The sequence below is a fragment of the Catellatospora chokoriensis genome, from assembly GCF_011297315.1.
GTDB lineage: Bacteria > Actinomycetota > Actinomycetes > Mycobacteriales > Micromonosporaceae > Catellatospora > Catellatospora citrea.
In genome coordinates, this window is the sequence record NZ_JAAOTI010000009.1 from 86,517 (window position 1) to 110,097 (window position 23,581).

Annotated in this window: 22 protein-coding genes; 10 read left to right on the forward strand and 12 right to left on the reverse strand. The window is 72.3% G+C overall.

Features of this window, described 5'->3' with window-relative positions:
* Nucleotides 1–22 precede the first annotated feature (22 nt).
* The 4 genes from HAV39_RS15220 (at nt 23) to HAV39_RS15235 (ending at nt 6,423) form a co-directional block, all read left to right on the forward strand.
* The gene (locus tag HAV39_RS15220; RefSeq protein WP_191839870.1) at nt 23–1,579 is read left to right on the forward strand and encodes an N-acyl-D-amino-acid deacylase family protein; all 1,557 of its coding nucleotides are present in this window, start codon (nt 23–25) and stop codon (nt 1,577–1,579) included.
* A 301-nt stretch (nt 1,580–1,880) separates the two neighbouring features.
* Nucleotides 1,881–5,198 (forward strand): glycoside hydrolase family 48 protein, encoded by a 3,318-nt coding sequence (locus HAV39_RS15225; RefSeq protein WP_191839871.1) that lies wholly within the window; start codon nt 1,881–1,883, stop codon nt 5,196–5,198.
* A gap of 146 nt (nt 5,199–5,344) precedes the next feature.
* The gene (locus HAV39_RS15230) at nt 5,345–6,052 is read left to right on the forward strand and encodes a DUF4240 domain-containing protein (RefSeq protein WP_191839872.1); all 708 of its coding nucleotides are present in this window, start codon (nt 5,345–5,347) and stop codon (nt 6,050–6,052) included.
* Nucleotides 6,053–6,186: 134 nt separating this feature from the next.
* Nucleotides 6,187–6,423, forward strand: a complete 237-nt coding sequence (locus HAV39_RS15235) for a glycine zipper domain-containing protein (protein ID WP_191840063.1) — start codon at nt 6,187–6,189, stop codon at nt 6,421–6,423.
* A gap of 99 nt (nt 6,424–6,522) precedes the next feature.
* Here the strand turns inward: HAV39_RS15235 and HAV39_RS15240 are convergent, their stop codons facing one another.
* Both HAV39_RS15240 and HAV39_RS15245 read right to left on the reverse strand, forming a co-directional pair.
* The gene (locus HAV39_RS15240; protein WP_191839873.1) at nt 6,523–8,637 is read right to left on the reverse strand and encodes an alpha-galactosidase; all 2,115 of its coding nucleotides are present in this window, start codon (nt 8,635–8,637) and stop codon (nt 6,523–6,525) included.
* A gap of 72 nt (nt 8,638–8,709) precedes the next feature.
* Nucleotides 8,710–9,468, reverse strand: a complete 759-nt coding sequence (locus HAV39_RS15245) for a GNAT family N-acetyltransferase (RefSeq protein ID WP_191839874.1) — start codon at nt 9,466–9,468, stop codon at nt 8,710–8,712.
* A 55-nt stretch (nt 9,469–9,523) separates the two neighbouring features.
* Between HAV39_RS15245 and HAV39_RS15250 the strand changes: the two genes are divergently transcribed.
* Entirely contained in the window at nt 9,524–10,270 is a 747-nt protein-coding gene (locus HAV39_RS15250) for a DUF72 domain-containing protein (RefSeq protein WP_191839875.1), read from the forward strand.
* Between the two features lie 111 nt (nt 10,271–10,381).
* Here HAV39_RS15250 and HAV39_RS15255 read toward each other — a convergent pair whose 3' ends face one another.
* Entirely contained in the window at nt 10,382–11,020 is a 639-nt protein-coding gene (locus tag HAV39_RS15255) for a hemerythrin domain-containing protein (RefSeq protein WP_239120382.1), read from the reverse strand.
* 147 nt (nt 11,021–11,167) lie between these two features.
* Between HAV39_RS15255 and HAV39_RS15260 the strand changes: the two genes are divergently transcribed.
* A complete protein-coding gene (locus HAV39_RS15260) occupies nt 11,168–12,754 on the forward strand; it encodes an alpha-amylase family glycosyl hydrolase (RefSeq protein WP_191839876.1) in 1,587 nt (528 codons plus the stop codon).
* A 58-nt stretch (nt 12,755–12,812) separates the two neighbouring features.
* On the opposite strand, the gene HAV39_RS15265 is transcribed toward HAV39_RS15260, so the two are convergent.
* Complete coding sequence (locus HAV39_RS15265) at nt 12,813–13,283, reverse strand: hypothetical protein (RefSeq protein WP_191839877.1); 471 nt, start codon at nt 13,281–13,283, stop codon at nt 12,813–12,815.
* A 161-nt stretch (nt 13,284–13,444) separates the two neighbouring features.
* The gene (locus HAV39_RS15270; RefSeq protein WP_191839878.1) at nt 13,445–14,581 is read right to left on the reverse strand and encodes a site-2 protease family protein; all 1,137 of its coding nucleotides are present in this window, start codon (nt 14,579–14,581) and stop codon (nt 13,445–13,447) included.
* Between the two features lie 120 nt (nt 14,582–14,701).
* Here HAV39_RS15270 and HAV39_RS15275 point away from each other — a divergent pair, with 120 nt between their 5' ends.
* Nucleotides 14,702–15,670: a CapA family protein gene (locus HAV39_RS15275; RefSeq protein ID WP_191839879.1), complete on the forward strand. Its 969-nt coding sequence runs from the start codon at nt 14,702–14,704 to the stop codon at nt 15,668–15,670.
* 68 nt (nt 15,671–15,738) lie between these two features.
* The gene (locus HAV39_RS15280; RefSeq protein WP_120315464.1) at nt 15,739–15,918 is read left to right on the forward strand and encodes a hypothetical protein; all 180 of its coding nucleotides are present in this window, start codon (nt 15,739–15,741) and stop codon (nt 15,916–15,918) included.
* A gap of 85 nt (nt 15,919–16,003) precedes the next feature.
* Here HAV39_RS15280 and HAV39_RS15285 read toward each other — a convergent pair whose 3' ends face one another.
* From HAV39_RS15285 to HAV39_RS15305, 5 genes are all read right to left on the reverse strand, one after another.
* Complete coding sequence (locus tag HAV39_RS15285; RefSeq protein WP_191839880.1) at nt 16,004–16,768, reverse strand: nucleotidyltransferase domain-containing protein; 765 nt, start codon at nt 16,766–16,768, stop codon at nt 16,004–16,006.
* Nucleotides 16,765–18,261 (reverse strand): outer membrane protein assembly factor BamB family protein, encoded by a 1,497-nt coding sequence (locus HAV39_RS15290; RefSeq protein WP_191839881.1) that lies wholly within the window; start codon nt 18,259–18,261, stop codon nt 16,765–16,767. The genes HAV39_RS15285 and HAV39_RS15290 overlap by 4 nt, the downstream gene beginning before the upstream one ends.
* 59 nt (nt 18,262–18,320) lie before the next feature.
* Entirely contained in the window at nt 18,321–19,016 is a 696-nt protein-coding gene (locus HAV39_RS15295; protein WP_239120383.1) for a nucleotidyltransferase domain-containing protein, read from the reverse strand.
* Nucleotides 19,016–20,023, reverse strand: coding sequence for an L-glyceraldehyde 3-phosphate reductase (mgrA, locus tag HAV39_RS15300; RefSeq protein WP_191839882.1), 1,008 nt, complete (start codon nt 20,021–20,023; stop codon nt 19,016–19,018). Before mgrA ends, HAV39_RS15295 begins: the two co-directional genes overlap by 1 nt.
* A gap of 153 nt (nt 20,024–20,176) precedes the next feature.
* Nucleotides 20,177–20,758, reverse strand: a complete 582-nt coding sequence (locus HAV39_RS15305; RefSeq protein WP_191839883.1) for a dihydrofolate reductase family protein — start codon at nt 20,756–20,758, stop codon at nt 20,177–20,179.
* 180 nt (nt 20,759–20,938) lie between these two features.
* On the opposite strand from HAV39_RS15305, the gene HAV39_RS15310 reads away from it, so the two are divergent.
* On the forward strand, nt 20,939–21,349 hold the full coding sequence (locus HAV39_RS15310; protein WP_191839884.1) for a hypothetical protein: 411 nt from the start codon (nt 20,939–20,941) through the stop codon (nt 21,347–21,349).
* 4 nt (nt 21,350–21,353) lie between these two features.
* On the opposite strand, the gene HAV39_RS15315 is transcribed toward HAV39_RS15310, so the two are convergent.
* The gene (locus HAV39_RS15315; RefSeq protein ID WP_120315458.1) at nt 21,354–22,205 is read right to left on the reverse strand and encodes a helix-turn-helix transcriptional regulator; all 852 of its coding nucleotides are present in this window, start codon (nt 22,203–22,205) and stop codon (nt 21,354–21,356) included.
* A 103-nt stretch (nt 22,206–22,308) separates the two neighbouring features.
* Between HAV39_RS15315 and HAV39_RS15320 the strand changes: the two genes are divergently transcribed.
* On the forward strand, nt 22,309–23,037 hold the full coding sequence (locus tag HAV39_RS15320; protein ID WP_191839885.1) for an SDR family oxidoreductase: 729 nt from the start codon (nt 22,309–22,311) through the stop codon (nt 23,035–23,037).
* Between the two features lie 7 nt (nt 23,038–23,044).
* Here the strand turns inward: HAV39_RS15320 and HAV39_RS15325 are convergent, their stop codons facing one another.
* Nucleotides 23,045–23,518 (reverse strand): molybdenum cofactor biosysynthesis protein, encoded by a 474-nt coding sequence (locus HAV39_RS15325; RefSeq protein WP_191839886.1) that lies wholly within the window; start codon nt 23,516–23,518, stop codon nt 23,045–23,047.
* Nucleotides 23,519–23,581: the final 63 nt, after the last annotated feature.

Genomic DNA, 23,581 nt, shown 5'->3' on the forward strand with positions numbered 1-23,581 from the left:
CACCCTGTGGAGGAATGACACCATGCACGACCTGGTGCTGCGCGGCGGCACGGTGTACGACGGCCTCGGCGGCCCCGGTGTCGCCGCCGACGTGGCGGTCGCGGGCGACCATGTGGTCGCCGTCGGCGCGGACCTCGGCCCGGCCCGGCGGGAGATCGACGTGACCGGCCTGGCCGTCGCGCCCGGTTTCATCGACGCGCACAGCCACTCCGATCCGGTGCCGCTGCTGCCCGAGCCGCAGCCGTTCAAGCTGTTCCAGGGCGTCACCACGGAGATCGTGGGCAACTGCGGGTTCTCGTTCGCGCCCCTGGACGACGCCACGATCGAGGCCACCGGGCCGCTCTTCGCCGAGCTGGCCGGGGGCGTGCCGGTCGTGCCGCGCGACTTCGCGGGCTACCTGGCCGACATCGCGGCCGCCGGACCGACCAACCACATCGCCGCCCTGGTCGGGCACAACACGCTGCGGGCGTTCGCCAACGGCATGGACGAGCGGCTGCGCCCCGGCGCGCTGGAGCAGATGTGCCGCCTGGCCGACGACGCGTTCGCGGCGGGGGCGGTCGGCGTGTCCAGCGGCCTGATCTACCCGCCGGGCAGCTACGGCGACACCGACGAGCTGATCGCCCTGGCCCGGGTCGCGCATCGCTGGAACCGCCCCTACACCACCCACATGCGCAATGAGGACGACCGGCTCGGCGAGGCCCTGGACGAGGCGATCGCCATCGCCACGCAGGCCCGGGTGCGACTGCAGGTGTCGCACTGCAAGGTCGCCGGGCAGGCCAACCACGGCAACGCCAAGCTGTTGCTGGCGAAGCTGCACGAGGCCCGCCTCGCGGGGGTCGACGTGCGCGGCGACCAGTACCCGTACCGCGCCGGCGGCACCTTCCTCAACGCGCTGCTGCCGGGTGCGGCGCAGGTCGGCGGCACGCAGGCGTTGCGGGCCCGGCTCGCCGACCCGGCCGCCCGCGCCGAGCTGCGCGCCCTGGCCGAGGACCTGACGCAGCCCAACGGCTTCTGGGCCCGGGTGAGCCCGGCCGACGTCCTGGTCACCACGCACACGACCCGGCCCGAGGTCACCGGGCGCACCCTGGCCGAGCTCGCGGGCACCGGCGACGCCTTCGACACGCTGTGCGAGGTGCTCGCGGCCGACCCGGGCGCGGGCATGGTGATCACCCTGATGGCCGAGGAGGACGTCGAGACGATCATGGTCGATCCGCTGATCGGCATCGGCTCCGACAACGGCCCGCCGGTCGGCCTGCAGCACCCGCGCACCTGGGGCTGCTTCCCCCGGGTGCTGGGCGAGTACGTGCGCGAGCGCGGCCTGCTCACGCTGCCCGAGGCGGTCCGCAAGATGACCTCGGCGATCGCCGACCAGTTCGGACTCACCGGGCGCGGCTACGTCGGCGCGGGCGCGGTCGCCGACCTGGTCGCGTTCGACCCGGCGACGATCGGCCATGACGGCACCTACGCGGTGCCCGACGTGCGGCCGACGGGCGTCGAGCACGTCGTGCTGGCGGGTCATCTGGTCGTCGACGCGGGACGGTTCACCGGCGAGCGGCGCGGCCACGTGCTGCGCGGCTGACGGCGTCGACGGCGGGTCCGCCCTGGGACCGGAGCCCGTCGTCGATGCCCGCGACCTGCTGTGCGTTTCCTGAGAACGTTGAGAGGGCGCTGAGAACTGCTGCGTGATCGACCCTTGTGATCAGCAGGGGTCGATGCGACGATGCATCTACTCGTGTGGAGCCACACGCGGAACGGGCGGCCGAGGGCAACCGGTGGGACCGGACGGCGCCTGGTCGGCCGCTGCGCGGCCGCCGCGTGTCCGTCCCGTCCACGGCCCGATCCGGGACAAGCGGCCGGCACCCGCTCCACGAGGAGAGCTCATGAGTTTCCGCACGTTGAGGCGTCGCGTCGCGCTGGTCGCGGTGGGCGCCATGGTCGTGGTCACGGGGGCGACGATCGCGTCCCCGGCCCACGCCGCCGTGTCCTGCCAGGTGACCTATACGAAAGCCTGGGACAACGGCAGCGGCTTCGGCGCCAACATCAACATCACCAACACCGGCGACCCGCTGACCAGCTGGTCGCTGACCTGGACCTGGCCCGGCAACCAGGGCGGCATCCAGGGCTGGTCGGCCAACTACAGCCAGTCCGGGCAGAACGTCACCGCGACGAACCTGTCCTACAACGGCAACCTGGCCACGGGCGCGTCGACCGGCATCGGGTTCAACGGCTCGTACAGCGGCACGAACACCAACCCGTCCAACTTCGCGATCAATGGGGTCTCCTGCGGCGGCACCACGCCGACGGTGAGCCTGGTCGTGTCGCCGACGTCGGTGAGCGTGCCCGAGGGCGGCACCGCGACCTACGCGGTACGCCTGTCGGCCCAGCCCAGCAGCAGCGTCACGGTCAGCACCACGGCCGGTTCCGGTGACGCCAACCTCACCGTGTCCTCGGGCTCCAGCCTGACGTTCACGACGAGCAACTGGAACACCAACCAGATCGTCACCCTGGCCGCCGCCGAGGACTCCGACACGAGCAACGGCACCCGGCCGTTCACCGTGGCGGCGTCCGGGTTGAGCTCGGTGACGGTCAACGCGACCGAGGCCGACAACGACAGCACCACGACCCAGTCGCTGGTGGTCTCGTCGACCGGCGTCACCGTGCCGGAAGGCGGCACGGCGTCGTACACGGTGCGCCTGGCCGCGCAGCCGAGCGGCAACGTGACGGTCACCAACACGGCCGGTTCCGGTGACACCAGCATCACGGTGTCGTCGGGCTCCAGCCTGACGTTCACGACGAGCAACTGGAGCGCCGCCCAGACGGTGACCCTGGCCGCGGCCGAGGACAGCGACACGACCAACGGCACCAGGCCGATCACGGTCGCATCCAGCGGCCTGACCTCGGTGACGGTGACCGCGATCGAGGCCGACAACGACACCGGCACGACCCAGTCGCTGGTGGTCTCGCCGACCAGCGTGAGCGTGCCCGAGGGCTCGACCGCCGTGTACGCGGTGCGCCTGGCCGTCCAGCCGAGCGGCAACGTCACGGTCACCTCGACCGCGGGTTCCGGTGACAGCGATCTCACCGTGTCGTCGGGCGCGAGCCTGACGTTCACGACCAGCAACTGGAACACCACGCAGAACGTGACCCTGGCCGCGGCGCAGGACAGCGACAGCACCAACGGCACCCGGCCGATCACGGTCGCGTCCAGCGGGCTGAGCTCGGTGACCGTCACCGCGACCGAGGTCGACGACGAGAACACCGCCAACGCCTACATCACCGAGTTCACCACGCAGTACAACAAGCTCAAGGACCCGAACAACGGGTACTTCTCGCCCGAGGGCATCCCGTACCACACCATCGAGACGCTGCTCGTCGAGGCGCCCGACCACGGCCACGAGACGACGTCCGAGGCGTTCAGCTTCTGGATCTGGATGGAGGCCCAGTACGGCCGGGTCACCGGCAACTGGACCCCGTTCAACAACGCCTGGAACATCACCGAGCAGTACATCATCCCGTCCGCGGCCGCCCAGCCGGGACAGAGCACCTACAACCCGAGCGACCCGGCCGACTACGCGCCCGAGTCGTTGCAGCCCAACGGCTACCCGGTGGCGCTGAGCACCAGCGTGGTCGCCGGCCAGGACCCGCTGGCCAACGAGCTGCAGAGCACGTACGGCAACCGCAACATCTACGGCATGCACTGGCTGCTCGACGTCGACGACGTGTACAAGTACGGCACCGGGCGCACCGGGGCCGAGTGCGGCGACAGCACGCAGCGCGTCACCTACATCAACACGTTCCAGCGCGGGCCGCAGGAGTCCACCTGGGAGACGGTCGCGCACCCGTCCTGTGACACGGGCCGGTTCGCGAACTTCCCGTCACTGTTCATCCAGGGGTCGGGCACCAACCAGTGGCGCTACACCAACGCGCCGGACGCCGACGCGCGTGCCGTCGAGGCCGCGTACTGGGCGCTGCAGTGGGCCACGGCCCAGGGCAACCAGTCGCAGATCTCGGCGACCATCGCCAAGGCCGCCAAGATGGGCGACTACCTGCGGTACGCGATGTACGACAAGTACTTCAAGACCCCGGGCTGCACCTCCACCTCCTGCACGCCGGGCAGTGGCAAGAGCAGCTCCAACTACCTGCTGTCCTGGTACTACGCCTGGGGCGGCGACATCGGCGGGGCGTGGTCGTGGCGCATCGGCTCCAGCCACAACCACCAGGGCTACCAGAACCCGCTGGCGGCGTACGTGCTCGGCTCGTCGGGCCCGTCGGCGCTGCGCCCGCAGTCGCCCACGGCGGCGACGGACTGGGACACCAGCCTCACCCGGCAGCTGGACTTCTACCTCTGGCTGCAGTCGGCCGAGGGCGCCATCGCCGGTGGCGCGACGAACAGCTGGAACGGCAACTACTCCGCCCCGCCGTCCGGCACGCCGACGTTCTACGGCATGGCGTACGACGTCAAGCCGGTCTACCACGACCCGCCCAGCAACCAGTGGTTCGGCTTCCAGGCGTGGTCGCTGCACCGGGTGGCGGAGTACTACTACGTCACCGGCAACGCCAAGGCCAAGGCCATCCTCGACAAGTGGGTCGCCTGGGCGGTCGCCAACACCACGCTCGGCTCGGGCTCGACGTTCGCCATCCCCGGTGACATGACCTGGTCCGGCCAGCCGTCCGGCAACTTCAGCGGCGGCGGCACCCCGGCGGCCAACCCCAACCTGCACGTGACGGTCTCCAAGACCAGCAACGACGTCGGCGTCGCGGCGGCCTACGCCCGTACGCTGACCTACTACGCGGCCAAGGAGAACGGCTCGACCCTGGGCAACTCCGCCAAGGCGACCGCGAAGGGCCTGCTGGACCGGATGATCCTGCTGAAGGCGAACGACACCAAGGGCATCGTGGTGCCTGAGGTCCGCGAGGACTACAACCGGTTCGACGACGTGTGGAACTCCACCACGCAGACCGGCATGTACGTTCCGTCGGGCTTCAGCGGCATGATGGGCACCGGCGTGCCGATCAACTCCAGCTCGACGTTCATGTCCGTCCGCCCGTTCTACGCCACCGACCCGGCCTGGCCGGCGGTCGCGGCGTACATGAACGGCACCGGCCCGGCACCCACCTTCACCTACCACCGCTTCTGGGCCCAGTCGGACATCGCCATGGCGTTCGCCGACTACGGCAGCCTGTTCCCCGCAGGCTGACCCCCACCCCGGGCGGCGCCCCCGCCGCCCGGGCCCCACTCCCCGCGTCGATCATGAACTTATGGACGTGTTCGACGGCGTGTCACTGCCCCGGCACCGTGATCGACATCGGTGCCGGGGCGGGACCGTCGGACGGATGTGGGAGAGTGCCTGCCGTGGATGTGGGGGAGTTCTGGGGGCTCATCGAGCGTGCGGTGCGGGAGGATCCCGGCCGGGCACGCCGTGCCGGCTGGATCCAGGCGCAGCTCGCGGCACGTGAGGTCGAGGAGATCCTGGAGTTCGAGGCGCACCTGGACGACGCGTCCGACCGCGCCATGACCTGGCTGATGTGGGGCGCGGCATACCGGATCTTCGGTGGCTGCTCCGACGACGGCTTCTGCTACTTCCGCACCTGGCTGATGAGCCTGGGCAGGGACGCCTTCGAGCGCCTGGTCGACGACCCGGACGCGCTCGCGCGCGTGCCGCAGGTCCGCAGCCTGGCCGGGCGCGTGCGCGGCGACTGGCGCGCCGAGGAGTGGCCGGAGTGGGAGGAGCTCAACTACGCCGCCTCCGAAGCCTTCGAGGGCGTACGCGGCCACGGCGCCACCATCTACCGCGCGGTCGAGGAGCACCGGACCAAGCCCCGGCTGCAGACCCTGCAGGACGAGCACTGGAACTTCGACGACCCCGCCGAGACCATCCGCCGCCTGCCCCAACTCGCCCGGCTGTTCCCGGATCCGGCGGCCGGGCCACTGCCGCCCGTGCCCGTGGTGCCCGACGGCCCGGTCCCGTCCGACGAAACGGACGACGCCCGGGGCGGCGGACCCGTCCCGGAGATTCCCGGGCAGCTGACGATCCCCGGCCTGCCGGAGTGACCGGGCCGTGACGACGCCCGGCATGACGCGGGGTGCCGGTCACTCACCGCTGAGCCCGCCACCGGCGGGTTGACGGCGTCTGGCATGGTTCGAGCCGACCCGGGTATCGGGTTGCCCGACAGTGGGAGGCGATCGTGACGGACGACAGGGACAACGACCGGCCCGTCGAGGACCCGGGCGGGGACGGTGCCGAGGCAGCGGGCGAGGGCTCGGGCAGCGCCCTGGCGCTGGGCATCGCGCTCGGCGCGGCGTTCGGCGCGGCCTTCGGCCTGGCGCTGGGCAACCTCGCCATGGGCGTCGGCGTCGGCGTCGCCATGGGCGTCGCCCTCGGCGTCGGTATCCAGGCCCAACGCCGCAACTCCAAACCCTGATCCGCCCTGCCGTGGCTATGGGTGATCATGAAGTTGGGCACATGACACGCCGCCGAGCCGTGCCACAAGTTCATGATCAACCCGAGGGGGTGGTGGTGGTCAGGGCTGGCGGTGCAGTTCCAGGATGAAGGCCTCGGCGGGGCGCAGTGGGGGAGCGAGCAGGCCGTGGCCGGCCAGGGCCGCGCCGGTGAGGAGCAGGTCGGGCTGCCAGGGGCGGCCGTGCAGGTGTGGGCCGGGGAGTTCGGGGAGCAGGGACACCCGGTAGGAGGCGGCGGGGTCCAGGCCGGGCAGGCGCAGCCGGGTGGCGCCGTCGCGGGCGCTGGAACCGAGCTGGGCGTACGCGTACAGCGCGTGCCCGCCGTCCGTGGCGACCACGCCGTGCAGGAACGCCGTCGGGTCGGGATGGTCGGCCCGCACCGTGCGTCCGGTGTGGATCAGCCCGCGCAGCCGGCGGTACGCCCCGATCCAGGAGCGCAGCGCCGCGCGCTCGTCGTCGGTGCAGCCGGTGATGTCCCACTCGATGCCCGCGTGGCCGAACAGCGCGGTGGCGCAGCGGAACGCCAGCGAGGTGGCGCGGCCGTTGGTGTGCGAGACGGGCGGGCCGACGTGGCAGCCGACCAGCTCCGGCGGCAGCAGCAGGCCGGTCCAGCGCTGGATGTGCTGGCGCTCCAGCGGATCGTTGTTGTCCGAACCCCACACCCGGTCGGTGCGGGCCAGCACACCAAGGTCGACGCGGCTGCCGCCGGACGAGCACGACTCGATCTCCAGGCCGGGGTGCCGCGCGCGCAGCGCGTCGAGCAGCCGGTACACGGCGTCGGTCTGCGCGTGCACCCCGGCCGCGCCGTCGTGCACCGCCTCGACCAGGTCGCGGTTGTGGTCCCACTTCAGGTACGCCGGACGGTACTCGGTGACCAGCGCGTCGAGCCGCTCCAGCAGGTGCTCGAAGACCTCCGGGCGAGCCACGTCGAGCACGTGCTGCCAGCGCTGCTCCTCGGGCAGCCTGCCGGGCGCGGCCAGCACCCAGTCGGGGTGCAGCTCGGCCAGCCGGGAGCGCGGGTTGACCATCTCCGGCTCGACCCACAGCCCGAACTGCATGCCGAGCCGGTTCACCTCGTCCACCAGCGGGTGCAGGCCGTCGGGCCACACGTCGGCGTCGACGTACCAGTCGCCGAGGCCAGCCTTGTCGTCGCGGCGGCCCAGGAACCAGCCGTCGTCCAGCACGAACCGCTCCACGCCCAGCTCGGCGGCGGTGCGCGCGAGCGCGGTCAGCTTGCCCAGGTCGTGGTCGAAGTAGACCGCCTCCCAGGTGTTCAGGGTCAGCGGCCGGGGCGAGACCGGGTGCGACGGGCGGGCGCGCAGCCAGCCGTGCACCGCCGCGGACAGCCCGTCCAACCCCGACGCCGAGTAGGCGAAGTGCGCCCACGGGCTGGTGTACGTCTCGCCCTCGGCCAGCCACACCTCCCCGGGCGCCAGCAGCTCGCCGCCGCCGAGCACGCCGTCGCGGTCGGGCAGGCGCTGGGCCAGGTGCTGGTGGTCGCCGGACCAGCCGACGTGCACGCCCCACACCTCGCCGGTGCGGAAACCGAAACCGGGGGTGCCCGCGGTGAACAGCGACGGCGCGCCGAAGCCGGTACGCCCGCGGCGGCTCTCGTGGGCGATGGTCTGGTCGCCGAACGCGCTGCGCTGCGGCGCCCGCTCACGGGACCAGCGGCCGGTGAAGTCGAGCACCTCGGCGGCCTGGGCGGGCACCGGGAGCAGGCACAGCAGGCTGTCGACGTGCCACCGGCCCGGTGCGGTGTTGGTGACGGCGTGCCGCTGGCGGATCAGGCCCTGCGGGGTGAGCTCCAGTTCGGTGCGCACCGCGATGCCCGCGACCTCGTCGTGGGACGTGGCGGTCACCGTACCCCCGCCGGTCGGGTCGATGGTGACCGTGACCGGCTCGGTCAGGCTGAGCCGCAGGTGGCCGGGCCCGCCGTCGCGGTGGCCGGACAGGCCGGGGCGACCGGCCCAGCGGTCGCGCTGGGTGGGCAGCAGCGGCGCGGTGGGCGGCAGCGCGTTGCCGCCCGCGTCCTGCGCGGCGGCCAGCTGGTCGAGCGGGACGGCGTCACCGAGATCGGCGCCCCAGTGCAGCACCCGCGGCACGCCGGGGCCGGCCACGCCGAGCACCAGCGACACCCCGGCGGCGCGCAGCGCCACCAGCTCCGAACCGCCCACGGAATTCCACCTGTTCCAACGAAATCCAACATCACCGGACGGCGTCGAGCGTAGGAGCCGGGACGGCGTCCGTCAACGAGCGGTGAAGGTGAACTCGCCGTACTCGGCCGCCGGGGTGAAGCCGAGGCGGCCGTACAGCGCACACGCGGCCGCGTTGTCGGCCTTGACGTTCAAGGTCACGTGGTCGACGGTGTCCAGCAGCCGCCGGCACAGCGCGGACACCGCACCCCGGGCCAGGCCCGCACCGCGAGCGCGCGGATGCGTGGTGACGTTGCCCAGCGCCGCCACCCGGTACTTCGGCGACCACACGTGCACGCCCGCGACCGCCAGCAGCTCGCCGTCGCGGCGCACCCCGACGTACTGGCCGGTCTCCAGCATCCGCGCGTCGAACCAGTTGCCGGGGTAGGCGACCTCGTAGAGCGCCAGCAGTTCCGGCAGGTCGGCGGGGGTCAGCACGTCGCCGAGCGGGGCGGCGAGCGCGGCCGGGTCGGTCAGCGCCATCTTCAGGTGCGGGCCGCCTGGCGCGGCGTCGAAGTCCGCGCCCAGCACCTGCTCGGCACCGGGGGACAGGTGGGCGTAGAAGCGCCGAGGCAGCAGCGGCACGAGCCCCGCCAGCAGCGCGTGCGACGCCCCCGGGCGGTGATCGAAGGCGAGCAGGGTGGGCATGCCGCCACCGTGGTAGACCAGCGCGACCGCATCGCCGTCGTGGTACCAGGACGTGTACGGCCAGAAGAAGTCGTCGAGATCGCCGAGCTGGTACGCGTGCAGCGCCGGATCGCCGCCCAGCAGCCGCGCCAGCTCGTCGCGATCGTGCACACTCGTCACCGTCACGGCTCGATGATCACAGGAAGGTGTGGCCCGGCCGGTCCCGGGTGACACTGGAACGGTGATCGTCGTCGGCACGTCCGGCTGGCAGTACGCCGACTGGCGGGGCCCGTTCTACCCCGCGGACCTGCCGCAGCGCCTCTGGCTGCGCTACTACGCCGAGCACTTCCCGACCGTCGAGGTCAACAGCGTCTTCTACCGCCTGCCGCCGCGCGAGACCTTCGCGCAGTGGCGCGAGCAGCTGCCCGCCGGTTTCGTCATGGCGGTCAAGATGAGCCGCTACCTCACCCACGTCAAACGGCTGCGCGACCCGCGGGAGCCGGTCGACCGCTTCCTCGGTGTGGCAGGCGCGCTCGGCGACCACCTCGGCCCGGTGCTGCTGCAGCTCCCACCGACCCTGCGCGCCGATCCCGAGGCGCTGTCCGCCGTGCTGGCCTGCTTTCCGCCGCACGTGCGCGTCGCCGTGGAACCCCGCCACCGCTCCTGGTGGACCGACGACATCCGCGCCGTGCTGGAACACCACCACGCGGCCCTGTGCTGGGCAGACCGCCTGGGCCGCCCCATCACCCCGCTCTGGCGCACCACCGACTTCGGCTACCTCCGCTTCCACGAGGGCCGCGCCGACCCCAGCCCCCGCTACGGCCGCGCCGCCCTCGCCACCTGGCTGTCCCGCCTCACCGACACGTTCCCCGCCGGCGCCCCCGTCCACGTCTACTTCAACAACGACCCGCACGCCGCCGCCATCACCGACGCCCAAGCCCTCACGGCCCGTTCGCAAGGAAGGGCACCTGCACATCGCTCTGCGTAGCGGAAGGGCACCTTCTTAACACCGACCTGGGAGTGAGCTGGGCTCATCGGGCCCGGATACAGCGCCGCCGCCCCGGGCCGCGGGCGCGGTCCGGGGCGGCGGTCGGTGGGATCAGGCCTTGGCGCTGCGCAGCTTCAGCGGGTCGGACGGGGCCTTGCTCTCGGCCGCCTCCATCCTCGCGCACAGCTCCTTGAGGTCACCGCGGCTCATCGCCTTGCGGACCTCCGGGAACCACTCCTGCTCCTCCTCCTTGACGTGGTGGCGGACGTTCTCCATCAGCACCGTCATCTTGGCGTCGAAGCGCTCGTCGTGCGGGTCGGTGCCGGCCAGCTCGGACAGCATCCAGGCCACCACGTGGTGCTCCTCGACGCTCTCCAGCACGTGCTCGCCGGTCTCCGGAGCCGCCTTGCGCGCCGTCGGGTAGAACAGGGTCTCCTCGATGTACGCGTGCGTGGTCAGCTCGCTGATCACCTGGTCGACGATCTTGCGCTTCTTGGCGTACGCGGCGTCGCCGGCCTTCTCGAACTCCTTGAACAGCTTCTCGACGACCTTGTGGTCGTCCTTCAGCAGCGCGATCGCGTCCTGGCCCACGGCGGCCGCCGGCATGGACTTCTTGCCCTGCGAGGTCTTGGCCGCCGACTTGGGGGCGGTCCTGGCGGTCGTCTTGGCCATCGTCTTGGTGGCCTTGGCGGCCTTCTTCGCCGGGGTCGTGGCCTTGCGCTGGCGGGTGGTGCTCGCCGTCTGGCTCATGGTTCCTCCCGAAGGTCCGATTAGTCGTTCTTTCGAGGTCTACCCGATGCGGTCCGCAGTTAGTCATGAATCCGCGGATTCGCGGCAGCCGGGTAGGGTAGCCGCGTCGGCGGGCGGGCCGCCGCGAACGCACCGACGGGGGACGCCGTGACCGTGGGCTCGGGGCCGGCCTGGCTGAACGACAGCGTGCTGTACCAGATCTATCCGCAGACCTTCGCCGACTCCGACGGCGACGGCATCGGCGACTTCGCGGGTGTCGAGCAGCGCCTGGAATACCTGCAGTGGCTCGGGGTGAACACCGTCTGGTTCAGCCCGTGCTTCGCCTCGCCGTTCGGTGACGCGGGCTACGACGTGGCCGACTACCTCACCGTCGCGCCGCGCTACGGCACCAATGACGATCTGCTGCGCCTCGTCGACGCCGCGCGCGCCCGCGGCATCCGGATCATGCTGGACCTGGTCGCCGGACACACCTCCGACCAGCACCCCTGGTTCCTGCACTCGCGCGACGACGCCGCCGACCACCGATACGTCTGGGCCGGCGACGAGGTCGCGGGCCGGCCGGGCTGGGTCACGTCGCCGGGCCCGCGCTCCGGCCACTACCTGCAGAACTTCTTCGACATCCAGCCTGCCCTGAACTTCGGCTACGCCCGCCTCGACGCCGCCGAGCCGTGGCGGCAGCCGGTCGACGCCGCAGGCCCGCAGGCCAACCGAGCGGCGCTGCGCGAGATCATGGCGTACTGGCTGGACCGCGGCGTCGCCGGCTTCCGGGTCGACATGGCGGCCTCGCTGGTCAAGGACGATCCCGGGTTCGTGGAGACGTCGCGGCTGTGGCGCGAGATGCGGGCCTGGCTCGACCGCTCCTATCCCGACGCCGCGCTGCTGTCGGAGTGGAGCGACCCGGCCGCCGCCGTCGCCGCGGGCTTCCACGCCGACTTCTTCCTGCACTTCCGCGGACGGGCGTTCGGCTCGCTGTGGAACAACCAGACCGGCACCCATGACCCGGCCTGGGGCGACGGCCCGTGCTACTTCGACGCCGAGGGCGCGGGGTCGGTCGCGGAGTTCCTGGCCGAGTGGCGGCAGGCGGCCGACGCCGCCGGCGGGGCCGGGCACATCGCGCTGCCCAGCTCCAATCACGACTTCTCGCGCCTGGCCTGCGGGCCGCGCACCCGCGACCAGCTCGCGCCCGCGTTCGCGCTGCTGTTCACCTGGCCGACGATGCCGACCGTCTACTACGGCGACGAGATCGGCATGCGGTACGTGCCCGGCCTGCCCGACAAGGAGGGCAGCGTGCTCGGCGAGACCTACAACCGGGCCGGGTCGCGTACGCCGATGCAGTGGGACGGCGGCGACGGCGCCGGGTTCTCCACCGCGCCCGCCGAGCGGTTCTACCTGCCGCTCGACCCGTCGCCGGACCGGCCGGACGTCGCCGCGCAGCGGGCCGACAGCGAGTCGCTGCTGCACACCGTGCGCCGCCTGATCGCGCTGCGGCGGGACACGCCCGCGCTGCGTACCGGCGGCGAGGTGGAGGTGCTGCACGCCGGGTACCCGTTCGTCTACGTGCGCGGCGGCACCCACCTGGTGGTGGTGCACCCGCGCCGCGAGCCCGCCGCCGTGCCCGTGCCGAGCCTGGCCGGAGCCCGGCCGGTCGACGTGCGCGGGGTCGAGGCCGACGGGGCGGGTGTCACCGCGGGCCCGTTCTCCTACGGGATCTTCCTGCTGGACCCGGCTTCCTGAACCCCGGGTGCGGTCACCGGAGCTGACGCCTGCCGGGGCCCGGTCGGGCGAGGTCCGGTCAGACCGGGACCGCGGCGAGTGCGCCGGCGGGCACCGGGACGAGCTTGCGCAGCGGTTCCCACAGCTGCGGCAGCAGCCGGGTGGTGGCCGCCACGGTGGCGTCGGTGCCGGCCAGCATCGCGAGGTGGCGGCAGGCGTGCGCGGCGACGGCGTCCAGGTCCACCGTCGCGGGGCTGGGCGCCAGCGGATGCGGACCGGAGGTCATCGCGTCGACGCGCACCGGCCGGGTGTGCCGCGGGTCCAGGTCGGGCAGGGCGGCGTAGGTCAGCACGACGACGCCGTCCTCGACCCGCCACGAGGTCGAGTGCAGCAGCCCGCCGTCGGTGCACGGGGACAGGCCCGCGAGTTGCCGGGCGACGTCGTCGGGGTGCGCGCCGCCGGTGACCTCGGCGCGGCGCCGGCGGAAGCGCAGGCCGCCGTCCTGCGCGGAGAGCAGGATGGCCTCGACGACGACACCAGGTGACGACACGTTTCGCAAGGTAGCCGCTGTTGCCATGGATGTGCAACAAGCCGCTCCGGCGTGGAACGGCGAGATCCGGCCGGGGCCGCGTACCCGCCCCGCAGCCGATGGGTATGCCCAGCTCAACCGGGTTGAGGGGTTAAGAAGGTGCCCTTCCTCTACGGAAACCGCTAAGAAGGTGCCCTTCCTTCGCTCAGGGTGCGCATGTCGATGGTGCGGTTCAGGTCGGTGGGGGTTATCAGGCCGACCAGGGTGCCTTGGTCCATGACGAGGCAGGGGAGGCGGGTGGAGAGGATGCGGCGGGCGGCTTCTTCGAGGGGGTCGTCGGGGGAGAGGACGGTCAGGCGGTCGAGGGGGAAGCGGACGTCGCGGAGGGTCTTGTCGGTGCGCTGGGCGGGGCTCAGGCGGGCCAGGGAGAAGAGGGTGACCAGGCCGGCGGGGCGGCCGTCGGGGTCGAGCACGGGGTAGGCGTCGGCGGGGCGGTGCGCGGCGGCGACGGCGATGAAGTCGTCGAGGCGCTGGCTGACGTAGCCGGCCACGGGTGGCGGGACCATCGCGTCGCGGACCAGGACGCCGGACAGGGCGGTGCGCAGGCGGGCGTCGGCCTGCTCGGCCTGGCCCGCGAACAGCAGGAACCAGCCGAGCAGCACCAGCCACAGGCCGCCGATGTCGGCCAGCCACAGCACCTGCAGGGTGCCGCCCGTGATCATCAGGATGCTGACGACCATGCCGGCCCGCGCGGCCGTACGGGCGGCGAAGGCCCGGTCGCCGCGCCACCACCACAGGGCCGCGCGCAGCACCCGCCCGCCGTCCAGGGGCGCGCCGGGCAGCAGGTTGAACACCGCGAGCACGGCGTTGACCAGGGCGAGCCAGGCCAGCGCGACCCAGGCCAGCGGGGCGATCCCGGTCAGGTAGAGGCCGCCCGCGGCCGCGCCGAACACGGCGGCCGCGCCGAGGCTGGCCAGCGGCCCGGCGAGGGCGACGAACAGGTCGGCGCGGGCGTGCGGTGGCTCGGACTCCAGCTCGGCCATGCCGCCGAGCAGCCACAGGGTGATCCGGCGGACGCTCACGCCGTAGTGGCGGGCCACGATCGCGTGGCTGAGCTCGTGCGCCAGCAGCGAGCCGAGGAACAGCACGGTGACCGCGAGGGCGACGATCCAGTACGCCCCGGCGGAGCCGCCCGGCGCGCCCGCGGGCAGCACGGCGGTCGCCAGCCCCTGGCCCAGCAGCAACATGATCAGAAACACCGACCAGTGCACGCCGACCGGGATGCCGGCGATGCTGCCCAACCGCAGAGTCGGTCGCATAGCCGCCCTCCTGTGCCCCCATCATCCCTCGCCGCGCCCACTGTCAGGAATCTTGTCCGAACAGCCGGATTTCGGGGATTATGCGAGGCCACAAGATCGCGACAGGAGCACAATGAGGGCGTGAAGCTCGTGCTGGCGGGGGACACGATGCTCGGCCGGTCCGTGGGTGACCGGCTCACCCTCGGCCACGCGGCGTACGAGGAGATCTTCGCCGAACAGGTGCAGCAGCTCACCGCCGCCGCGGACCTGTGCGTGGTCAACCTGGAGTGCTGCATCTCCGAGCGCGGCGAGCCGTGGCCCGCGCCCGGCAAGCCGTTCTTCTTCCGCGCCCCGCCGCGCGCCGCGGGCCTGCTGGCGTGGCTGGGCGTCGACTGCGTGACCCTGGCCAACAACCACGCCCTGGACTTCGGCCCGGTCGCGCTCGCCGACACCCTGGAGCACCTGGACCGGGTCGGCGTCGCGGTGGTGGGCGCGGGCCCGGACCAGGCGCGCGCGCGGGCCTGGCGGCTGCTGGAGGCGGGCGGCGTACGCGTCGGCGTGCTCGGCGTCACCGACCACCCGCAGGACTTCGCGGCGACCGAGGACGGCCCCGGGGTGGCCTTCGCCGACCTGCGGCACGGCGTGCCGGACTGGCTGACCGCGCTGGTCGGCGAGATGGCCGCGCAGGTCGACGTGGCGCTGGTGACCCCGCACTGGGGGCCGAACATGACCAGCGGCCCGGTCGGGCACGTACGCGAGGCCGCGACACAGCTCCTGGCGGCCGGGGCGACGCTGGTGGCGGGGCACTCGGCGCACGTGTTCCATGGTGTGCACGGGCCGGTGCTGTACGACCTCGGCGACTTCGTCGACGACTACGCCGTCGATCCCGGGCTGCGCAACGATCTCGGGCTGCTGTTCGAGGTCACCATCGACGAGCAGGGGCCGGTGTCGGTCGAGGCGGTGCCGCTGGCGCTGGACTTCACCCGCACCCGGCCGGCGATGCCGCACGAGGCGGAGTGGATCGGGTGGCGGTTCGGCAAGGCCTGCGCGGAACTCGGCACCCAGGTCACCGTCACCGAACAGGGCCGACTGCTGGTGTCGTTGCGCTGAGGTTTGCGCTCATGCGCATGTGGACATCCCAGTGTCAGGCAACCCCCTCTGACATAACTGGAGTTTCGATGTTCGCCATCATCGCCGCGATCTGCTTCGGGCTCGCCCTGCTGCTCGACCTGCTCGGCGAGGGCGTCGAGCCGCTGTTCACCGTCGGCACGCTGACCCTGCTCGGCTTCCTGTTCGTCGCGCTGCACCTGGCCGGTTTCGCCGCCGCGGTGCGCGGCCGCAACTGGCGCCGCCGGTAACACCCGGCCCGCCTCGCGCGGGCCCCTTGAACGCCCGCCTGCGCCGGTCAGGGGCGCAGGCGGGCCCTTTGCCGTCCGGGGACGGTCAGCGCGCGGACAGCCGGGCTCGCACGATCAGGTCGTGCAGCGCGTCGTAGGCGGTCGGCTGCGCGGGCAGCCCGGTCGTCGCCTTCGCCTCGCGGAGCTGCTCGCGCAGCCGTTCGGTGTCCGCCAGGATCTGCTCCGGGCCGGGCAGGCCGGGGTCGACGCCGAGCCGCCGGTGCTCACCCTGCCGCTTGGCCGCGATCAGCTCCGGCACGTACGGCAGTTTCGCGTCCTCGGCCAGCAGGGTCAGGTCGGCGACGACCTCGCCGGTGCGCATCAGGTGCAGGCCGGTCGCCAGCACCCGGAGCAGGTACAGCGCGGGCTTGAGCTTGCCGGTGCTCGCGAACAGCTTCTCCGACGAGATCGAGAAGCCCAGGTAGTGGTCGGCGTACCCGGCGTTGAGGCAGCCCGGCACCAGCGACAGCAGCTCGGCGTGCAGCGGCGTGCTGCGCACCACCAGCGGCGAGGTGACCTGCTCCAGCACGTCGCCACTGCGGCCGAGCAGCAGCTTCGCGCACTTGGCCAGGTCGTGCGTGACCAGGTCGAGTTCGACGCCGTGCCGGTCGCCGATGTGGTTGATCGTCGGCGGGCCCTGGCGCAGCCCGACCAGCTCCGCGGCGGGCAGCAGGTGCGCCCCGCGCAGGTCCACGTCGGAGTCGACCGAGGCGAACCCGTACAGGTGCGCGCCGCTGACGGTCGCGAAGACCAGCGGGTACGGCTGCTCGTCGGCGACCTGGCCGGTCCAGTCCGGGACGGTGACCGTCATCGCAGCGCGAGGGCGTGCAGCTGGCCGGCCCGGGTGCCGACGTAGATCACGCCGTTCCAGACCGCGGGCGTCGACTCGATGCAGGCGCCCGGCTTGACCCTCCACAGCAGCTTCGGCGCGACGGAGGTGTCGGCGACGTCGTAGGCGTTCAGCCAGCCGGCATTGCAGTCGCCGATAACCAGCACGTCGTCGACGATGACCGGCGAACCGTGGCCCATGCCCGGCACGTGCTGGCGCCAGCGCTCCTTGCCCGTCTCGCGGTCCACGCCGACCAGGTCCATCGCGTGCGTGCCGAAGATGACGATGTCCTTGTGCAGCGCCGCGGTGCTGTACGTGCCGCCGTTGCGCTCGTCGATCTTCCAGACCAGCGGGTCGTCGGGCTTGCTCGGGTCGAGCTTCATCAGCTGCCCGACGGTCTTGGACCGGGCGTTCTTCTTCTCGTACTCCGAGCCGACGTACAGCATGCCCTTCTCGTCGGAGACGATCGAGCCGTCGGTGTCGTCTCCGGTCCAGAAGCGCAGCACCCGCTTGGGCTTCTGGCCGCTCTTGAGCCCGCTGATGTCCCAGCCCTGCACGAGGCCGGCCGAGTTCGCGAAGTAGATGGTGTTGCCGGAGACGTTGACCGAGTTCTCCACCGAGAACGTCTTGTGCCCGGCCTCCTTGATCAGTTTCTCGTCCCAGCTCGGCGTGTTCCAGATCAGCTTCGGGTTGACGGTGACCTTGCCGTTGGCGTCGTAGCCCCGGTTGAGCTTCACGATGTGGAACTGGCTGTTCTCGCCGCCCTCGAACAGGTAGTCGTCGATGATGATCGCCGAGCTGTCCCAGTCGTTGTTCCACAGCGTCGGCTTCACCGCGTACGCCGAGAGCTTCCACAGCTCCTTGGGCTTGTCGCCGTCGATCGCGATGATCCGGAAGTAGTCGTCGCGCGAACCGGTGTAGACCAGCGGGAAGCCGTCCGGGTCGATGGTCACCGAGCCCTTGATGATGTCGTTGGTGGTGAAGTCGGGCAGCAGCCGCTCGCCGCTGGTGGCGTCGAGGAAGTGCACCTTGCCGTCGTACGCCCCGAACACGATCCAGGTCTTGCCGTCGCGCTCGAACACCGCGGGCTGGCCGGTCCAGCCCATGCCGCACCAGATCCGCTCGCCGTGCTCGTCGACCGACGGGCGGCACATGTTGCCCGTCTTCGGGAAGCGCCACAGCTCCTCGGGCTTGGTCTTCGGCAGCGGCCCGGTGCCGTGGAAGGTGCGCGTCGGGTTGCCCCGGAACGTCAGCAGGCCCTTGACCTTGTCGCCCCACGGCTTGCCGGTCTGCGCGGGGTCGTGCCAGCCGGCGAACGCGGCCGGGGCCGGCTCGGGCGCCGTCGAGCCCGACGGGGCGGCCGCACTCGGCGGCACGAACGCCGGGTCGTCGGAGGCGGTGTCGCAGGCGGCGACGGCGGTGGCGAGGAGCGCGGCGCAGAGCAGCGCGAGGCGGCGGCCGAGGGGTCGGGTCACCGGGCAAGTATCCACAACGCTGATACGCCGCCGTAAGGCCACCCGATCGGCCGCCGTCGTCACCGAACGGCCGAGTCCAGCCCGTCCTCGCGTACCCCCACCAGGAACTTCTCCACCGCGGCCCGGTCCGGCTCGGCCGGCAGCACGGTGTCGGCCGCCGCCTGCGCCAGGTCCGCGGAGCGGGCCTCGGCCAGCGCCGAGACCTCGGCGAACGGCACCTCGCCGCGTTTGACCGACAGCAGCAGCTCGCGCTCGTCGGACACGTCGACCAGCACCTCACCGGTCCGCAGCACGTGCGCCCCGGCCCGCAGCAGCCGCAGCATGTGCATGGCCTGCTTCCAGCGCACGTCACCGGTGCGCTCGCGATGCGCGCGCAGCTTGGCGAACTGGTCGGCGGCATACCGGCCGTAGGTCTCGGCCGCGCGGCTCGACAGGAACGCCCCGCGGACCGCCAGCAGCCGCTCACCGGTCGGCGTGCGCAGCTCGACCAGCGGCGACCACAGGCACTCCAGCACCGTCGGGTTCGCCGTCAGCGCCAGCGTGCACAGCCGCTCGACCTCCCACGAGAACTGCTCCTCGGCCGGGCCGTCCACGTGCGTGGGCGGCTTGTCCAGACCCCAGAACAGCCTCGTGGGCGCGACGAACACGCCGCGGCGGTCGGTGTCGGAGGCGGGCCCCGCGAGGCCGTAGGCCCGCGAGCCCACCACCACCGACAGGATGCTGTGCTCGACGACGAGCCGGTGCTCCTCGATCACTAGACGACGATCTCGGCCTCGGTGGCGAACTGGTCGATCTCGGTCAGCTCCTCGGCGGTGAAGTCGAGGTTGCCCAGCGCGGCGATGTTGTTCTCCAGCTGGGCCACGCTCGACGCGCCGATGACCAGGCTGGTCATCCGCTCGTCGCGCAGCGCCCAGGCCAGCGCCAGCTGCGCCAGCGACTGCCCGCGCCGCCGGGCGACGGCGTTGAGGCCCTCGACCTTCACCCGGTTGCTCGGGGTCAGCGCGTCCTCGTTCAGGAAGCGGCTGGTGCGGATGCGCGAGTCCTCGGGCACGCCCTGCAGGTAGCGGTCGGTCAGCAGGCCCTGGGCCAGCGGCGAGAACGAGATGCAGCCCGCGCCGACCTCTTCGAGGGTGTCGAGCAGCTGGTCGCGCTCGGTCCAGCGGTTGATCATCGAGTACGACGGCTGGTGGATGAGCAGCGGCGTGCCCAGCGACTTCAGGATCGCCGCGGCCTCCCGCGTCTGCGCCGAGGTGTACGACGAGATGCCGACGTACAGCGCCTTGCCCGCGCGCACGGCCGCGTCCAGCGCGCCCATGGTCTCTTCCAGCGGGGTGTCCGGGTCGAAGCGGTGCGAGTAGAAGACGTCGACGTAGTCGAGCCCCATGCGCTGGAGCGACTGGTCCAGCGACGCGGTCAGGTACTTGCGCGACCCCCACTCGCCATACGGGCCCGGCCACATGTCGTAGCCGGCCTTCGTCGCGATGACCAGCTCGTCGCGGTAGGGCTTCAGGTCGGTCGCCAGCATCCGGCCGAAGTTCTCCTCGGCCGCGCCCGGCGGCGGGCCGTAGTTGTTGGCCAGGTCGAAGTGGGTCACGCCGAGGTCGAACGCGCGGCGCACGATGTCGCGCTGGCGGTCCCACGGACGCTCGTGGCCGAAGTTGTGCCACAGCCCCAGCGAGATCGCGGGCAGTTTCAGCCCGCTGCGGCCGCTGCGCCGGTAGATCATGGAGTCGTATCGCTTCGGGTCTGCCACGTACGTCATACGGACCACCCTAGTAGCCCCCAAGATCCCGCCTCCGGCGTGCCCACGGTCTCGTGGGCCTGCAGTTTCGGGGAAACTGCAGCCATGGCGGCGGCGATTGCCGCAGTTTCCCCGAAAGTGCAAGGAAACGTCCGGCCGTGCCGCCTGTCTCCGTCAGGCCACGTCGTAGCCGAGCATGAGCACGCCGGTGCTGGTCGGGGTGGCGTCGACGAGGCGCAGGCGCTGCGGGCGGGGTAGCTCGCGGAACAGGCGCTTGCCGGTGCCGAGCAGCAGGGGGTGCAGGAACAGGCGGTAGCCGTCGACGAGGTCGGCGGCGATCAGCTCCTGCACCAGGACTCCGCTGCCCAGCACGGTGATGACGCCGTCACCTTCGGCCTTCAGGCGCTGCACGGCCGGCACCAGTGCACCGTCGAGCACTCGGGCGTGCGGCCAGTCGAGGCTGGTCAGGGTACGTGTCGCCACGTACTTCGGGGTCGCGTTGAGGTGCGCCGCCATCGGGTTCTCGTCGGGCTGGGTCGGCCAGAACGCGGCCATCTTCTCGTACGTGCGCCGCCCGAACAGGTACGCCGTCGTGTCCTTGAGCCCTTCGCCCGCGACCGACGCCTGGGTCTCGTCGAAGTACGGCGCGGACCAGCCGCCGTGCTCGAAGCCGCCGTCGCGGTCCTCGTCGGGCGACCCGAGGCCCTGCATGACCCCGTCCAGCGTCACGAACTCGATGACCATCAGCTTGCGCATGCGTCTCTCCTGCCCGGCGGCGGCCGGCTCGATGCCGGCCCGTCACCCCTCATACGAACGAGCGACCGCAGGATCGACAGCCGGCCGGAGTTCAGGCGACCGGATGCGCACGACACCGACCAGCTTCAGCGCCTCGGTGAAGCTCGACCGATGTAGATGAATCGCCCTATGCTCCCCGGTATGAGGTCCAGAGGCGCGGTGGCCGCCTTCATCGCGGCCGTGGGAGTCGTGATCGCCGTCGGGGTCTTCCTGGCCACGCGCGACACCCCCGGCCGGGCGACGCCGGAGGCGGCAGTCACCGAGTACGTGGCCGCGCTCCACGCCGCGGACCGGGCCCGGTTGCGCCTGCTCGCCCATCCGCGCAGCGACGCCACGGCCGAGATCGACAGCAGGCTGGCGCGCCTCGGCGGACCCGCGCTGACCGTCACCCAGTGGAAGATCACTGACACGGAGTCCGACGCGACCAAGGCCGTGGAGCTGTCCGGGACTCTCGACGGCGCGCCGTACCGCACGACGATCTGGCTGCAGGACTGCGACGGCCGTTGGTGCGTGTCCATGGGCCCGTCCAAGGACGGCACGCCCAAGCCGTGATCGGTCAGGCGAGGTGTTCCGACGGCCACTGGGTGCCGACGACGCCGAGCAGCTTCAGCGCCTCGGCGGACGGGCTGCCGGGCGCGGCGGTGTAGACGATCAGGCGCTGCCCGTGCCCGGCGACGTCCAGCACCTCGCACTCCAGGGTCAGCTCGCCGATCACGGGGTGGCGGACCTGCTTGGTCGTCGAGCCGCGCCGCACGTACACCCGCAGCTGCTCCCACCGCCGGACGAACTCCGGGCTGGCCGCGCGCAGCCGGGCGATCAGGCCGTGGATGCCGGGGTCCCGGGGATACTGGGCGGCGGCCGCGCGCAGCTCGGCGACGCACTCGTCGGCGAAGGCCGATGACTGCGGGTCGGCGAGGGCGATGGCGCTCAGCTCGCTGCCGAACATGTTCCACACCATGTTGCGGCGGCCGGGCGGCCACGTCGTCGGGTCGCCGAGCAGGGCGGCGGCCATCGGATTCCAGGCCAGGATCTCGTACTTGACGTCGATGACGTAGGCGGGTGTGTCGTCGAGCCGGTCCAGCAGGTGCAGGATGCCCGCGGGCACGTCCGGGCTCGGCCCGGTCGGCGGGGCGGGCAGCTCGCCGACCAGGTGGTACAGGTGGGCGCGCTCGTCGTCGGACAGTCGCAGCGCGCGGGCCAGCGCGGACAGCACCTGCCGCGACGGGCGCGGCCCGCGTGCCTGCTCCAGCCGCGTGTAGTAGTCGACGGAGATCCCGGCGAGCCGGGCCGCCTCCTCGCGCCGCAGGCCGGGGGTGCGCCGCCGGGTCCCGGCGGGCAGCCCCACGTCGCCGGGCTGCACACGGGCGCGTCGGCTCTGCAGGAACTCGGCGAGCTGGCGGCGATCCATGCCGCCATCATGCGCCGGGCCCGCGCCGCCCATCCAGGGACCGCCGGTCCCTGGATGCGCCGTGCTCTGCCTACGGCGACCGCGACGCCGCAGGCTCGACGGCATGAGCGAAGCGAAGGTCGCCCTCGTGACGGGGGCCAACAAGGGCATCGGGTACGAGATCGCGCGGGGGCTCGGCCTGGCCGGGGTGACGGTGCTGGTCGGGTCGCGGGACGCGGCGCGGGGCGCGACCGCGGCGGAGAAGCTGGCCGCGGAGGGGATCACCGCGACGGCGCTGGAGGTGGACGTGACCGACCCGGTGTCGGTGTCGGCCGCCGCGGCGCGGATCGAGCTGGCGCACGGCCGGCTCGACATCCTGGTCAACAACGCGGGCATCCTGCTCGAACGCGGCCAGCGGCCGAGCACCATGCCGGTGGAGGTGCTGGAGCGGACCTTCGCCACCAACGTGTACGCCGTGGTGCGGGTGACCAACGCGCTGCTGCCGCTGCTGCGGCGGGCCCCGGCGGCGCGGATCGTCAACCTCTCCAGCGGGCTGGGGTCGTTGACGCTGACCAGTGATCCGGACGGCCCGTACGCGCCGTTCCCGCTGCTGGCGTACAACGCGTCGAAGAGCGCGCTGAACGCGGTCACCGTGGCCTACGCCAACGAGCTGCGGGGCACGGCGGTCAAGGTGAACGCGGCCGATCCGGGCTACTGCGCCACGGACCTCAACGGGCACGCCGGGCCGCGTACCCCGGCGCAGGGCGCGGCGGTCGCGGTGCGGCTGGCGACGCTCCCCGAGGACGGCCCGACGGCGGGCTTCTTCAGCGAGGACGGCGCCGAACCCTGGTGACGCCCGGTCAGCCCGTGATCGAGAACTGGACCGGGCCGACGCGCAGGATGCCGTCGTCGAGTGGCGTGCAGCGGATGCCGCCGTGGCCGCGCAGGGCCCGCCACGCGCCGGGGGCGATCATCACGTCCATCCAGGCGCAGGGGTTGGCGGGCCGGTTGACGCGCAGCCGCACCGGCCCGTCCCCGGAGTCCAGCACCAGCACCGAGCCGACGAGGTCGTCGACGGCGATGCCGCTGGTCAGGATGTTGCGCCGGACGTGGGTCAGGTCCGCGCCGGGCGGCAGCGACTCCTGCGCGATCACGGTCACGCTCGCGTCGCGGTGGGCCTGCCTGCCGAAGTACCGGTCGCCGACGATGCCGAGCTGCGCCCGCACCCGCACCTGCGCGACCAGCTCATCCGGCGGCGCGGGCGACGGCCCGTCGGCCGGCCGCCCCTGGAACCGCCGCACCGCCGACGCCAGCAACTGCACGATCTCCGCCACGCCCCCATCCTACGAACCACCTTGCCGACCGCCCCGCCGCCGGCGTGCCGGAGCTGCTGTTTC

Bases quoted from the DNA above. Each gene is read 5' to 3' on its own strand.
- HAV39_RS15305 (WP_191839883.1), bottom strand. From the start codon at position 20,758: ATGCGCAAGCTGATGGTCATCGAGTTCGTGACGCTGGACGGGGTCATG.
- mgrA (WP_191839882.1), bottom strand. From the start codon at position 20,023: ATGACGTACGTGGCAGACCCGAAGCGATACGACTCCATGATCTACCGG.
- HAV39_RS15320 (WP_191839885.1), top strand. From the start codon at position 22,309: ATGAGCGAAGCGAAGGTCGCCCTCGTGACGGGGGCCAACAAGGGCATC.
- HAV39_RS15285 (WP_191839880.1), bottom strand. From the start codon at position 16,768: ATGACGGTCACCGTCCCGGACTGGACCGGCCAGGTCGCCGACGAGCAG.
- HAV39_RS15255 (WP_239120382.1), bottom strand. From the start codon at position 11,020: ATGAGCCAGACGGCGAGCACCACCCGCCAGCGCAAGGCCACGACCCCG.
- HAV39_RS15270 (WP_191839878.1), bottom strand. From the start codon at position 14,581: ATGCGACCGACTCTGCGGTTGGGCAGCATCGCCGGCATCCCGGTCGGC.
- HAV39_RS15310 (WP_191839884.1), top strand. From the start codon at position 20,939: ATGAGGTCCAGAGGCGCGGTGGCCGCCTTCATCGCGGCCGTGGGAGTC.
- HAV39_RS15280 (WP_120315464.1), top strand. From the start codon at position 15,739: ATGTTCGCCATCATCGCCGCGATCTGCTTCGGGCTCGCCCTGCTGCTC.
- HAV39_RS15225 (WP_191839871.1), top strand. From the start codon at position 1,881: ATGAGTTTCCGCACGTTGAGGCGTCGCGTCGCGCTGGTCGCGGTGGGC.
- HAV39_RS15220 (WP_191839870.1), top strand. From the start codon at position 23: ATGCACGACCTGGTGCTGCGCGGCGGCACGGTGTACGACGGCCTCGGC.
- HAV39_RS15315 (WP_120315458.1), bottom strand. From the start codon at position 22,205: ATGGATCGCCGCCAGCTCGCCGAGTTCCTGCAGAGCCGACGCGCCCGT.